This is a genomic window from Romboutsia sedimentorum (assembly GCF_030131845.1).
GTDB classification, from domain to species: Bacteria; Bacillota; Clostridia; order Peptostreptococcales; family Peptostreptococcaceae; genus Romboutsia_D; species Romboutsia_D sedimentorum.
Genome location: NZ_JASKYM010000003.1, coordinates 243,122 through 256,735, shown reverse-complemented (window position 1 = coordinate 256,735; position 13,614 = coordinate 243,122). Strand labels below are relative to the sequence as shown.

11 protein-coding genes are annotated in these 13,614 nt (G+C 26.3%); all 11 read right to left on the bottom strand.

Annotated features, from left to right (window positions below; genetic code table 11):
• Window positions 1-117 precede the first annotated feature (117 nt).
• Window positions 118-2,658, bottom strand: coding sequence for a cell wall-binding repeat-containing protein (locus tag QOZ84_RS09370; protein ID WP_284132694.1), 2,541 nt, complete (start codon window positions 2,656-2,658; stop codon window positions 118-120).
• Between the two features lie 183 nt (window positions 2,659-2,841).
• Window positions 2,842-3,069: a D-alanine--poly(phosphoribitol) ligase subunit DltC gene (dltC, locus tag QOZ84_RS09365; RefSeq protein WP_284132693.1), complete on the bottom strand. Its 228-nt coding sequence runs from the start codon at window positions 3,067-3,069 to the stop codon at window positions 2,842-2,844.
• 18 nt (window positions 3,070-3,087) lie between these two features.
• Complete coding sequence (dltB, locus tag QOZ84_RS09360) at window positions 3,088-4,236, bottom strand: D-alanyl-lipoteichoic acid biosynthesis protein DltB (RefSeq protein WP_284132692.1); 1,149 nt, start codon at window positions 4,234-4,236, stop codon at window positions 3,088-3,090.
• Window positions 4,236-5,750, bottom strand: a complete 1,515-nt coding sequence (gene dltA, locus QOZ84_RS09355) for a D-alanine--poly(phosphoribitol) ligase subunit DltA (RefSeq protein WP_284132691.1) — start codon at window positions 5,748-5,750, stop codon at window positions 4,236-4,238. The genes dltB and dltA overlap by 1 nt, the downstream gene beginning before the upstream one ends.
• 124 nt (window positions 5,751-5,874) lie before the next feature.
• Window positions 5,875-7,062, bottom strand: a complete 1,188-nt coding sequence (gene dltD, locus QOZ84_RS09350; RefSeq protein ID WP_284132690.1) for a D-alanyl-lipoteichoic acid biosynthesis protein DltD — start codon at window positions 7,060-7,062, stop codon at window positions 5,875-5,877.
• Window positions 7,063-7,302: 240 nt separating this feature from the next.
• On the bottom strand, window positions 7,303-7,902 hold the full coding sequence (locus QOZ84_RS09345; protein ID WP_284132689.1) for a hypothetical protein: 600 nt from the start codon (window positions 7,900-7,902) through the stop codon (window positions 7,303-7,305).
• Window positions 7,903-8,063: 161 nt separating this feature from the next.
• On the bottom strand, window positions 8,064-9,680 hold the full coding sequence (locus QOZ84_RS09340; protein WP_284132688.1) for a HAMP domain-containing sensor histidine kinase: 1,617 nt from the start codon (window positions 9,678-9,680) through the stop codon (window positions 8,064-8,066).
• Window positions 9,658-10,377, bottom strand: a complete 720-nt coding sequence (locus tag QOZ84_RS09335; protein WP_284132687.1) for a response regulator transcription factor — start codon at window positions 10,375-10,377, stop codon at window positions 9,658-9,660. Before QOZ84_RS09335 ends, QOZ84_RS09340 begins: the two co-directional genes overlap by 23 nt.
• A 178-nt stretch (window positions 10,378-10,555) precedes the next feature.
• Window positions 10,556-10,867: a TIGR04076 family protein gene (locus QOZ84_RS09330; protein ID WP_284132686.1), complete on the bottom strand. Its 312-nt coding sequence runs from the start codon at window positions 10,865-10,867 to the stop codon at window positions 10,556-10,558.
• 143 nt (window positions 10,868-11,010) lie between these two features.
• Window positions 11,011-12,327, bottom strand: a complete 1,317-nt coding sequence (locus QOZ84_RS09325) for a GIY-YIG nuclease family protein (protein ID WP_284132685.1) — start codon at window positions 12,325-12,327, stop codon at window positions 11,011-11,013.
• A 289-nt stretch (window positions 12,328-12,616) separates the two neighbouring features.
• Window positions 12,617-13,360, bottom strand: coding sequence for a M15 family metallopeptidase (locus tag QOZ84_RS09320; RefSeq protein WP_284132684.1), 744 nt, complete (start codon window positions 13,358-13,360; stop codon window positions 12,617-12,619).
• Between the last annotated feature and the right edge of the window lie 254 nt (window positions 13,361-13,614).

Here is a 13,614-nt window from a genome sequence, read left to right as displayed (position 1 = left end):
CCTAACACTTAAAAGTTATAAAATATAATTTTCTAACAAACTAAAAATATTTTCTACTTTATTATTTTTTTATTTAATAAGAACAAACAAATAATATTTTAATGATCAAAATAACTATTAATTATATAATTGTTTTATTCTTTCAAATGCATTTTCATTACCATTTCCTCCAACTTGCGTAAGAATCTTTGGTTTTTTAGAATATAACACTTCCTCTTGTTTTTCATTTAAATTTTTACCTACTATTACAACTGGTGATGCCTCCTTAGATGCTAAAACACCTATAGACAGTGCATCTATAAGATTGTCCTCTTTGTCCATTCCATCCTTAGTTACAAACATATTATTAAGATTGTTGTCATTGTAAAACTCTTTTATTATAATCGCATTAGTCTCATCTCTATCGTTTCCACCTAATCTTTTTGCATTAGGTAATTTATTTGTAATTTCATTTGATATAGCACTTTGTTTTCCTATAATATAAGATGCTTTAATGTTATTATAATTTATATACTCGTTAAATACCTTAGCTCCATCTCTAGGAGATACAAGTGCTATTGGCATATTTTTAGTAGACGCAACTGGAGCTATTGATACTCCATCAGGAATACCAGTTTCTCCATTCACAAATGCTATTTCTGATATATTTCCTAATCTTTTTGCAACTTCTAGTGACGTCATGTATCTATCATCTCCACTAATTCTATCTACAGTAAGCCCCATAGATTTAAGTTCAGAAATCACATTATCAGATACTACACTACTTCCACCTATTACATATACATTTTTAGCTTTTAATCTACTTATCTCTTTTTTAGTTTCCTCATTTAATTTATTACTTTGTGTTAAAAGTATAGGTGCATTCTTAGATTTAGCAAATGGTGTAGAAGAAAGTGCATCTGCCATAGCACTTGAATTTATAAGTACTACATTGTTAGCCTCACTCCATCCACTTTGACTTATCTTAGTAGCTGTTTCATATCTAGTGCTACCTATAATTTCATTTATACCAACCTGAGAATCTATTATTCCTACTGATTTCAGTGCATTTTCTACTGTTTCTTTTTCAGTAGATGTCTTAGTTTTAGATATTAAAACTTCACCTAAATGTTTGAAATTAGATTGAGAATATAAACCTTCTGTAAGCGCATTGTAGAAAATTTCACCCATTCGTTTTTCTCCAATTCCCTCAATATTAATATCATTATGAATTCCTCCCTGTGATATTAGGTATGCTACTTTATCTATTATCTCACTATTATAATGAACATAATTATTATCACATCTTAAATTATGAGTATGAATTTCATTGCATACTTTTAATTTATCAACATCATCTACATTAGGATTACTTAAGTCCCTTAGATATCCATTTTTAACCATATCCTCACCTATAATCCAATTCTTATCTGTTTTATAGCTATGTTCTATCAAAGTCCCAAATATATCTCCATATGCTTCATCTATAGCTCCTGATTGGCCCTCATATTCTAATTTAGCTGTATGTTGTACTATTGAATGAGTATATTCATGCCCTACTATATCTATAGAACCCGATGCATCATAATTTTCTGAATCTCCATTTCCAAATGCTAAAACATCTATCCCTTTATCTTGAATATAAAATGCATTCCCAGGATTATTTACATTTGCAAGTACTACTGGTTTGCTTCCATTTGTATCTATCCCATCTCTATTAAGCGTATCATGATAAAAATCATACGCTTTTCCTACATAGTAGTGTGCATCTACAAATTTACCATCGCTTTGTTCTAAATTTTGTGTATAATACTTTATGTCTTTTTCCATAGAATTAATCAAATCATATTGAAAATAATATTGTCCTTTTAAATCTACTGTTTTTATCGGATTTTTCCCTCTAGTATTATCTATAAAATAATTTCCATCAGCAAAATTTGCTTCTCCTTGTTTATAAGCTACTTGTATTTCTTTGTCATCACCAAATACTCCCTTTGCATTAGCTATTTTGGGTTGTACTAAGTTATTTATATTTTCAGATTGACGTATTATACTTCCATCATTTGCATCTATAAATATAGTCTGACTCTGTAATTGTGTATCTATCATTTTTAAATCAACTTTATATGCAAGCTTATATTCATCTATATTTTTATATACATACAATTGTGTATCTATATTTTTATTTTTACTCTTTGATACTCCAAATTTTTCTATTGCTATGTTTATAGCTTCTCCTTTATTTATTTTAAATGTAGTTTTAAAATTCTTTAATGCTTCTTGTGTAGATTCTATATATCCTGATATTGACTTAATTTCTCCATTATAGTCTATGCAAGCCACTATGTCTGAACCATATATAGGTATGTTTTTTATATATTGTTGTAGTCTTACTATAACTTGTGAGTCTGCTTTGTCGTCTTCTTTAGATTTGAATTTAAATGTAGATGTTGTTTGCAATTTATTTAAATATTGAATTATAATTTGTTCCTCAGATATATTATCTTTTTGGCTTTGATTTGGTATCTCCCCTGTAATTACAAATGGCTCTTCTTGATTTATAGCATTTTTTATCTCAGCATCTTTTACCTCTGGATTTGCAAATACTAACCCTGTAGCGCTTTCCATTACTAAAAGTGAGGTTATTAAGCTTATTATAGTTTTATTTGAAATTTTCAATTGTATCCCCCTTAACATTATCATTCTATTTACAAACTAATATATGTGATATTTTACCACATTTTGACAAATTACGAAACTATTATAAGCATATAAAAACACCCTACACAATAAACTTTTCAAGTCTATTGTGTAGAGTGTTTAATTTCATTTTTTATCAAACTAATTTTAAAACAATTTAGTCTATTTTGTTTTTAAAAACTTAACTAAATTATTTACTGTTGCCATATCACTTCTTTCTAGATCAGTTGGTTGAAGTGGTATTCCAAGTCTTTCTTCAATTTCAAGTAAAACCTCTATTATAGCAAGTGAATCTAAAAGTTCTGTTTCAAATAAATTCATATCTAAATCATCTCTTATCTCATCACACCCTAAAACATCTTCAAATATTTCTATAACCTTCTCTTCCATTTTATACTCCTCCTTAAATTATGAAAAATACCCTGAGAATATCAATAATCCAAAACATGCAATATGGAATGTTATTACAATTTGAACAATCTCAAACCATTTTTCTTTCTTATGTTTTTTATAAAACTTAGAATTTTTTTGGTAAATATCAGTTAATACAAGTACTACACCTTGATATAATCCGTATACAATATAAAACCAAGTTAATCCGTGCCAAAATCCCATAATTGTCATTGTAATCATTTGAGCAACACGACCTGCTGTAGCTCTTTTCTTAAATCTTTTCTTTCTCATAGAAGCTATTACAAATCTTGAGAAAATATAATCTCCAAACCATCTTGAAAGACTTATATGCCATCTAGTCCAAAATTCTTTCATATCCTTACTTATAAATGGCTTGTCGAAGTTATCTGGTGCCTTTATACCAAATATATAACTTGTCCCTACTGCAAATAAACTGTATCCTCCAAAATCAAAGAATAAGTATAAACTATATGCATACATGTAGCTAAGAGCATTAAAGAAAGTTTTTTCTGGTGGTATATGTGACATCCAATGTGTATCAAGTAAAAATGCTATTATAAATTTATACCCAATTCCCATAAATATCTTTGTCACACCTGGTATTAAATATTCCTCTATATATTCATCTCTAGATATCTTTGTTTCTAAATCTTTCTCAAATCTTCTTGACCTATCAATTGGTCCCGAACTTAGTGTTGGGAAAAACAATACAAAATAAAGCATTTTAGAAATCTTAACTTCTTTTATTGCTCCATCATAAATTTCAATAACCATTTGGATAGTTTTGAAATTTAAATAAGATAAACCTATAAACCCAATAGGACCAAATATTTCTACTGGCAAAAGCTTATTGGCTATAATTGGAGACATTGAAGCTAATAAAAATATCCAGTATACATATTTACTATCGGTTTTTTTTCTTACATATTCATATCCTTTAACTACTATAATTTGAATTATTATAAAGGCTATCAAGAATGAAAGTTGAACATTTACTCCTATTATTAAAAGTATCATAAATGAACTCGCAATCATTCCATAGTACTTTATATTTTTACCATTTAAGCCTAAAATAATTGCTGGTATTGATGTTAATAGTAGTATATAAAGATAGAAATAATCTCCATATTGTGAAAACGTCATTAATTTTCCTCCATAAGTTTCTTTCTATCTATTTTCCCATTAATATTTAGTGGAAACTCATCTATAATTTTTATATTTCTTGGAATCATATATGAAGGTATGTATTTTCCTAATTCCTTCTTAATTAAAACTCCGTTTTTTATATTACCTAAAGAATTACTCTCTTTTAAGTCTACAATGCCTTTTAAATAAGCAATACTATCATTTTTATAAACTGGTAGAACTATTGCATTTTTTACATTATCAACTTTTCTTAAGTTATTTTCTATATCTTCTATCTCTATTCTAAATCCATTTAATTTAATTTGGAAATCTTTTCTTCCAGAATAGTATATATTTCCATCTATCATATACCCCATATCTCCTGTTTTATAAGCTCTCCATTTAACTCCATCAATTTCATCATAATAGAAAACTTCATCAGTCTTTCCTTTATTATTAAAATAACCTTTAGAAACTGACGGTCCTATTATTACAATTTCGCCTTTTTCACCATCTTTAAGGCTATTTCCACATTCATCTATGATTTTAATTCTACAATTTTCCATAGGGTATCCAACTGGAAGACTCTTCTCATCATCAATTAAATCCTGTGACATATAATTTAAACTAACACCAACAGTTGCTTCTGTTGGCCCGTATCCATTTATAATTCTTGTTTCAGGGAATCTGTATATAAGTTCCTTAGTTAAACTCTTTGAAAGAGTCTCACCTATAAAAATCATCGATTCCAATTTTGTTAGCATCTCATTATTAAAACTATTTTCTGTTACACATACCCTAGCAAATGATGGAGTTGAAACCCATACTGCTATATCAGATTTTGAAAATTGATTAAATAATTCTTTATAGTCAGCTAATACACTCTTTGATAACGAAAACAATGTAGCTCCATTTACTAACCCTGGATATATAGTTGTAACTGAAAGGTCAAATGAATATGCTGCTTGATTCATAATTACCTTTTCACTTCCATCAAGTTTTAAATGAGGGCTTACCCAGTCAACAAAACTATCTAAGTTATCAGAACTTATCTGAACACCCTTTGGCTTGCCTGTGCTTCCTGATGTAAATAATATATACGCATCCTCATCTTCTTTTACCCAACTATCTTTAGATATTTCATTATCTTTATATTTTTCTATTATCTCTTTAAGCTTATCTTCATTTACCACTTCTAAATCTCCAAAGTCAGATTCATCGCTAAAGTTAAATAATACTTTTGGGTTAACTTCTTTAGTTACTTCAAATACTCTGTCTATTGGAAAACTAATATCAAGTGGAACATAAGCTCTTCCTGATTTTAAAGCACCTATCATACATGGCATTATCATGTTTTCTTTGTTTCCATATATAACTATTGGAGTATTTGCCTCCCCATACATTTCTTTTAAATATAGCGCTATTGCTTCTGAATAAATTTCTAATTCTTTGTAAGAAAGATTTTCTTCATTGCATCTTAATGCTACTCTATCTGTTTTTGAATATTTTTTTATACTCTCAATAATTTTCATCATATACCATCCTTACTAAAATTCATTATATATAAATGTTAATTCTTTAAACGATGTAAATGTTAATATCACTATAGCTGCGATTATAATTAACGTCAAAATAAAACTAGTCATCATATACTTATTACTGGTTAAATTCTTTAAACAATCTCTCACAAACATCCACCCATCCTTTCGTACCAAGATGCATTACATCACGTAAATAATATTTTTCTGTTTCTTTTTTTCTAAGGTCTATGACTTTAAAGCCTTCATTCTTTGCAATTTTTTCTGCTTTGTCATAAAACGCATGTCTTTCTTCTTTAGATATACCTACTACATTATAAAATTTATCCATAGATGGTAGCATTACAACTACAGGTTTAATTCCTAAGTCTTTACATACATCTAGTGTAAGTTGATAATCATCATATTCCTTTGACTGTAGTAAATTAACATCATTATATTTACCTTTTACTTTGTCTAAATTATTTCCAAAGTTAGTCTTGTAATATACTTTGTCTATACTTAGATCGTTATTTCCTACTCTTTTTTTAGCATCAGCTATAGCTTGTTCTTTTTCTTTATTCCAATCTATATGTTTAGCTGGCTTTTGTTTTTTCTTTTCTTCTTGCTTAAGTAATTTTTTATATACCTTCCCTTTTTCTTTAAGCTTAACAAAATATTCTCTTCCTTCAAAATACGGTGTTAACAAGATTTTTTCTATTTTTTCTACAGGTGATTTAGGATTATATAGTTTTGCATAAACAGCTTCAGCTTTAAACTGACTACATCCTACTAACAACTCGCTTGCTCTTTTTGTAAATTTCAGTTTATTCTCGTCTGAAATACTAGGATTTTCTAAAAATTTATAAAATTGGCTCGGCGAAAATCTAGATTGATAATGATGGCTTGTGACACCTTCTTTATCCATAAACCACTGCATAGAAACTAATAGAACAACTTTTTTGTCCTTTATAGTTGGATCTACACTTCCCAATATAGTTGCATCCTGTAAATTTTGTGTATATGCCCTTCCTATAGGCACTACTCCATTTTTACTTCTATTCGTATTGAAATAATGTATTGGATGTTGTTTTGTTGAATGACCTAGTTCCGATGATCCCAACATCATTATATTTTCATTTTTTAAAAAATGATTATTTACAATACTTCCCTTATCTTTTAAATCACTCAGAGAGTCATTTTTCATCTGGATTAAATCTTTTTGTTTAAGTAAGTCATCAATCTGATAGTCAAGAAATTTATTTAATCCAAATGAAAACATTCCTCCTATTAACAACGGTACAATTAAATAAATTAATTTTTTCATATGTGTTCTCCTATAAAATATTCACAAAGTAATAATATCAATATATTATTACTTTGTGAATGTTTATTCAAGTACAATATTGTAATCTTTTGTAGCTTAGACTCGAACTATCCCTTTTGTTTACGTATTTCGAAATACTTTGCATTTATTTTTTTATTTGTTTTTTTTTGTTTTTTTTTTATAAATTCATCACTTAAATCTAAAAAATTTATTAAATAAATAATCTAAAATTATGTCATATTAAGCTTTTAAGATTATTCCTACATTGTCAATTACATTAAATATATAAACTATTATTGGCAATATTTTATACAATTTTTCAGTTTTTAAATAGAACTTAAGAAGATTGTAAAGCATATAAAAATATATAATTCCTGCAAATATACAACTTACAGAATTCATCATAAGTAAAATTTGATGATTTTTAACAACTAAAGCATTTAATATAGTTGCTAATAAAAAAATGATCTTTGGTATTATATTTATAACATATAAAATCTTTTTTAAGTATTTTGCATCTTCAATGTTCTTTTTCTCATATTTTATTACCAAATTTTTAATAATAAAATAATAAATATTAACACTTAGTACTATACCTAATAAGTATATAGGTAATGTAAATGCCTCAAATGTTATTGTTAAAATTTTTGGGATTTCAACTATAGAGTTTAACAAATAATTTATGTGATTATTTGACACAATTACACTAATTATTTGCACTACTGAATAAGTTAATATAAGCAACGTTAACCTTACTGTTTTTTTGTTTTCAATTATTTTATTTTCACTTTCTAAAAAATATTGTCTAGGATCTAATATTAATTGCTTTAAATTATTCATAGTTTTTCTCCTTTTATATTACTCTTTTCTATCGTACCTAATAATATCATCTTCTTCTAAAGTTTCCCTTAATACTTGCGTAAAATTTCTTAAGATTTGTTAAGCTTTCTTTAAGAAATAAAAATACTGTAACTAATTTTAGTTACAGTATCTTTATTTAGCTATTCTTTTGGTAGCAATATTTCAAATACAGTTTTAAATATATCTTCATCGTTAACAATAAGACTTATACTTCCATTATGTTTCTCAATTATATTTTTAGAAATTGCAAGTCCCAATCCTGATCCTTGCTTAGTATTCCTTGAATCATCTCCAACTACAAAAGCATCAAAAATATTTTTAACTATATCTTTAGGTATTCCAATTCCATCATCTGCAATTATAATTTTATAATATTTTTCTTCTTCTTTTAACGAAATAGCTACTGTAGTTCCTTCTTCATTATGTTTTATGCTATTATTTACAATATTTTCAAAAACTCTTTTAAGCTGAATTTCATCAAATTTGCTAATAAGTTGATAATCCGGTATATTAACTTGTATTTCAAAACCAATGTCATATATATATTCATATTTTTCAGCCACATAGGCACGAATAAATTCACTTAAGTCTTTTTTAACTAAGTTAAGTTTAAAATCAGCGTGCTCTAATTTGCTATATTCATAAAAAATATTAATAAGTTCTGTTAAATTATTAGATTTTTGATATATTATATTAAGATACTTCTTTTCTTCGGCTGATGATATAAGCCCATCAGACAATGCCTTTGCATATCCTTGAATAGTTGTAATAGGCGTTTTTAAGTCATGAGAAATATCTGCAAGCATTTTTTGTTTTTCAGATTCTAACAATTCTTTTTCTTTTTGAATTTCATTTAGCTTTGACACCATAACATTAAAATTATTACATATTTGAACAAACTCATAAGGTCCTTTATAATTTATAAATTCATTGCTATTTCCTTGTGCTAAAGAAATTATAGCGTCATTTAATTTATTAATAGGTTTTTTAACTTTTCTATTTAATAAAATTACAAACATTCCGATGCAACCTACATATATAACTATAAATAGGATAAACGATGTTTTTACTCCTTTAAATAAAACACTTACTTGCTTATCTTGATTTACTTTTCTATATTTTAAAATTAATGTTCTTTTTTGACCGTCCTTATGTTTAAATGAATACTTACTTATTAGATATTTTTTAGATATGGTATCAGTTAAATACCCTATTTCTTTTTTTGTATATGAACTTCTTTGTTCAATTTCTCCGCCACTATATAAAACATTTAATTTATCATCTAAAATTTGAAATGCTATGTATCCTACTTTATATTCTTCATAATTAGAATTCTTTTCTTTTATAAGCATAGTTAATTCTTTGTTATTTTTATCTTTATATTTTTTAAGCTTTGTAGTAAAAGTATTTTGTTCATAATCTGGAATATATTCAACTTCTTTATCTGTATAGTTATTAATTTTTTTCTCAATTTTTCCACTTCTATATATTACCTTATTTTCTTCATCTAATATTTCAATATAGCCTCTGTTTCCTGCAATCTTGTTAACATTTAACGTTTCATAATTTCCACTTTCAAGAATATCTCTTTGACTTGATGGTTCACTATATGGATAATCTAATGATTTACTCATAACATAAACTCCCATTACGCATATTGCATAAAGTATTATTATATTTACTATGGTAAATAGTACATAATTTTTTATAAGAAGCGAGAAAAAGCTACTTCCTTTAGTTTTTCTTAAACTTTTCAAACTTATATCCTACTCCTCGTATGGTCTTTATATAAATTGGATTTTTAGGGTTGTCTTCAATTTTCTCTCTCAGCTTAGATATATGTACCATAATAGTGTTATCGTCACTTATAAAGTAATCACCTTTTATTATTTCTCCAATCTGAACCTTTGTGTATACTCTTCCTGGAGACTTCATTAGGGTAACAAGTATCTTATATTCACTTGGAGTCAATATTATTTCTTCTTTATCTTTAGTAACTGTAAAATTTTGAGTGTTCAAAACTAATTGACCTATCTCTAAAATATTCCCTTTTTCTGCAGATTTGTTTTTATCTATTTTAATATTAAGGTTATAACACCTTCTTAATAAAGACTTTATTCTAGCTATAACCTCTAATGGATTAAAAGGTTTTGCTATATAATCATCTGCACCTAAATCAAGCCCCAATATTTTATCACTATGTAAATTTTTTGCTGAAAGAATAAGTATTGGCATATTACTATTTTCTCTAATTTTTTTTGTGACTTCATATCCATTTAATTTTGGCATCATAATGTCTAAAACCAATAAATCTATATCATTGTTTTCTACAATATTTAAAGCATCTATTCCATTTGTGGCGCAAAACACTTCATATTTTTCATTTTCAAGATAAAGTTTTATAAGTTTTATAATATCTTCATCATCTTCAGCTATTAAAATTTTATAACCCATTTAATACTCCTCCATATAATTTTTATTAATACTTTTATATTTTCATTATTATACTATATCTTTTCATAACATTTATAATTTTATTTATCTATCTGTATTTTTTATTTTTTAATTATATCACTTTAAAATACAACATATGAAAAGCTACTCTTTTGAGTAGCTTTTCATATGTTTATAACTATAGTCTTTCTAATTTATATATAACAGGATGAAGCCCATCATTACAAGAATGTATCGCTACGCCATCTTGCTTTACATAAGGACTATTATCTCCTGATGCTAATAACATAACTTTGCTTTCTAAGCCTTTCCACGCTCCTATACAAAATTTCTCTGGCATCTCGCAATTCTTTGATATAAATTCATCTCCTACTTTACCCTTTGCACAAACTACCGGTAAATTTTCTTTAGCATACTCTTTATGAATATCCTCTACAACTAGTTTTTTTAATATTGTGATTTTAACATCAAAATATTTATTTATCTCCATTACCAATACCTCCAATTTGTAAGCTTTATATAAGAATAATTATATCAGTATTGATTAATCTATATATTAAAAAGTCTATTTTTTTATCAATTATCGTATTTTTTTAACTATAAATTGCCATATTATTTTACTAGTTAATTTATTTAGTATAAATTTTCCTTATTAGCCTCAGATATATATTTTTCTTCAAGAGTCTTCAGTTCTTTCTTAAAGTCAATAATGCTCATATCATTTTCCATTTCAATTTCTTCTAAAATTTCAAATTTAAATGCTTTCGCTCCAAATTCCTTCCAGTCTTTTTGTATTTTTATATTTACACAAGAACCTGTTGATACAGAAAAATTAAAACGGTTTTCCATTGATTTAAGATCTATCTCGCATCTTATTAAACTTTTATCATTAACTATATTAGTTATTTTATATACGCCCCCTGTAGTTTTTCTCTCTTTATATTCATAAATAGCTTCTTTCTTTTTCTCATCAATTTTCATATTTTTCACTCCTTTTACTTCTCCAATATCATTCTTTGTTAATTTATTTTTTTCTGCAGTTTCATTTTCATTCAAATCCTTTATAAGTTTTTTCTTATTTCTACTTTTTATAACGTTTATACAGTTTCTACAAGAAGGAGAACAATATTTTTCTCTTTCACTTTTGGCAACAAAAGCTTTTTTACAATATTCACAACGAGTAAGTATAAAACTTTCATCTGTAAGAGCAAACGCATATATGGTTTCTATTGTGCTTTCTAATGAATCAAACTCCCAATTAATTTCAGGTTTATCAAACATAGATATAGTAAATCCAATTTTTTCTGCTTTAAATTTACCTGCCATAATTGTTACAGGTTCTGTTAAGCTTATGTTTTTATATATTATTAATTGATTTAGATGAATAGAAATATTTTTTGCAAATTCTATAATCCAATTTAACTGTTCTGCATAAAATTTAGAAAATACTACATCTAGTATTAAAGGTCTCTTCCCATAAAACTTTGGTGAATCCTCTGCTTTAAATACTGTTAAATGATCATCAAATGTTCTAGTGTATATATCTCCTTCTAATGCAAATGGCGTAAATAAACTCATATACTCGCTAGTATCCATTAATTTTTCTTTTGTAATTATGTTGTTCTCAGTAAATAGTACTTTTTCCTCACCTATAATGTTTCTATTATAAACACTTGAACTTATTAACCCTAATAATCCATAATTTCTAGCAAATAATAAAATTTTCTTTTTTATAATATTTTTGTCTGAATCCTTTTTTAAAGCCTCATCTCCTAAGTCTATTAAATCAAATAATAATTTATCAGAAACTTCAAAGGGGTTATAAATAGTATAATTTGAATCTTTGTTTGGAACTATATATTCATTTCCATTATTATCTATATTTATTTGGTAGTCATCATATTTAATCCATTGTGTTTTAAAGTTGTTTAAGTAAAATTTCTTTTTCATCGCAGTACCCCTATCTAGTTATTGTTAATATATTTAATATATAATCATATTAACAAATATATCATATTGATTAATCCACTGTCAATCATATTAATTTTTTTTGAACAGAATATGTATATTTTCTTAAAAAACTGATAATAATTAAACTATAATCAAATTAAAATTATCTCCCCCAGATAAAAAAAACTACAGTTTCCCCACTGTAGTTTTTTATTGCGCAATATTATATATTAAGTTTTTTAATTATCTATACACTTTTATATATACTTAATTGACTAATTGTATTAATCTATTTATTTTCATTTAAATACTCTTCTAATGTAATTCCTTTTTTGTTTATTTCTGTTGCTGCTGTTTTGCCAACATATCTCAAATGCCATGGTTCATATGCATATCCTGTTATATCCTGTTTTCCTTTTGGATATCTAATTATGAATCCATATTCGCTTATATTTTCTAATAACCATCTATACGCATTTGTATTTTCAAAACCTTCGTCTAAACTCGCATACTCAGAAGACAATATATCTATAGCTAGTCCTGTTTGGTGTTCACTAGTTCCAGGTTGTGCCATATATTTATTTGTTTGTATTTCACCTGATTTTCTTATGTTATTTCTGTATAAATTTTTCTGATACTTGTAAGACCTATATCCAGAAACTCCACGTAAATTTATATTTTCGCTGGTAGCCTTATTAAATAGATTTTCTATTTGTACTGCTACATCTTTACTTAAATATTTATTACTAGAATTTGATCTTAAAAACTTTATATTTGGAATCACTAAATCCTTTGGATAAAATTTCTCATCTACTTTATTTTTTCTATTAACTAATACCATATATTTACTATCTACGTTTTCATGCTTAATTGGCTTAGCCTCTAAGTCGCTAACTGTAGCTTTAGACACACTTAATGTCCCAATCAGTAATATAGATAATAATATTAATATTACAGTGATTAATACTACAGCTTTTCTCTTCATCTTCTTCTTTTTCTTTCTAACTTGCTTTCTTGCCGATAAACTACTCATCGATTTCAACTCCTTTAACAAAAATTTATACTGGTATTCTTTCAACCATTTATATAAATTTGTTATATCTCAAGTTAATATTATATATAATAATATTACTATTTTTATAAAATATATCTGTAACTTATTATATATATATGCAATATAAAGTCAACTTAATATTTTATGTATTTTTTTCAAAAATATGTATACTATAGAAAAAAAGTGACAATACTTAAAATATGAACGGATAAAACAACCTATCTCCCCCAAGA

Excerpts from the sequence above, each read along its gene's own strand:
- QOZ84_RS09325 (WP_284132685.1), bottom strand. The coding sequence starts at position 12,327 with ATGAAAAAGAAATTTTACTTAAACAACTTTAAAACACAATGGATTAAA.
- QOZ84_RS09330 (WP_284132686.1), bottom strand. The coding sequence starts at position 10,867 with ATGGAGATAAATAAATATTTTGATGTTAAAATCACAATATTAAAAAAA.
- QOZ84_RS09335 (WP_284132687.1), bottom strand. The coding sequence starts at position 10,377 with ATGGGTTATAAAATTTTAATAGCTGAAGATGATGAAGATATTATAAAA.
- dltC (WP_284132693.1), bottom strand. The coding sequence starts at position 3,069 with ATGGAAGAGAAGGTTATAGAAATATTTGAAGATGTTTTAGGGTGTGAT.
- dltB (WP_284132692.1), bottom strand. The coding sequence starts at position 4,236 with ATGACGTTTTCACAATATGGAGATTATTTCTATCTTTATATACTACTA.
- QOZ84_RS09345 (WP_284132689.1), bottom strand. The coding sequence starts at position 7,902 with ATGAATAATTTAAAGCAATTAATATTAGATCCTAGACAATATTTTTTA.
- QOZ84_RS09320 (WP_284132684.1), bottom strand. The coding sequence starts at position 13,360 with ATGAGTAGTTTATCGGCAAGAAAGCAAGTTAGAAAGAAAAAGAAGAAG.
- dltD (WP_284132690.1), bottom strand. The coding sequence starts at position 7,062 with ATGAAAAAATTAATTTATTTAATTGTACCGTTGTTAATAGGAGGAATG.
- dltA (WP_284132691.1), bottom strand. The coding sequence starts at position 5,750 with ATGAAAATTATTGAGAGTATAAAAAAATATTCAAAAACAGATAGAGTA.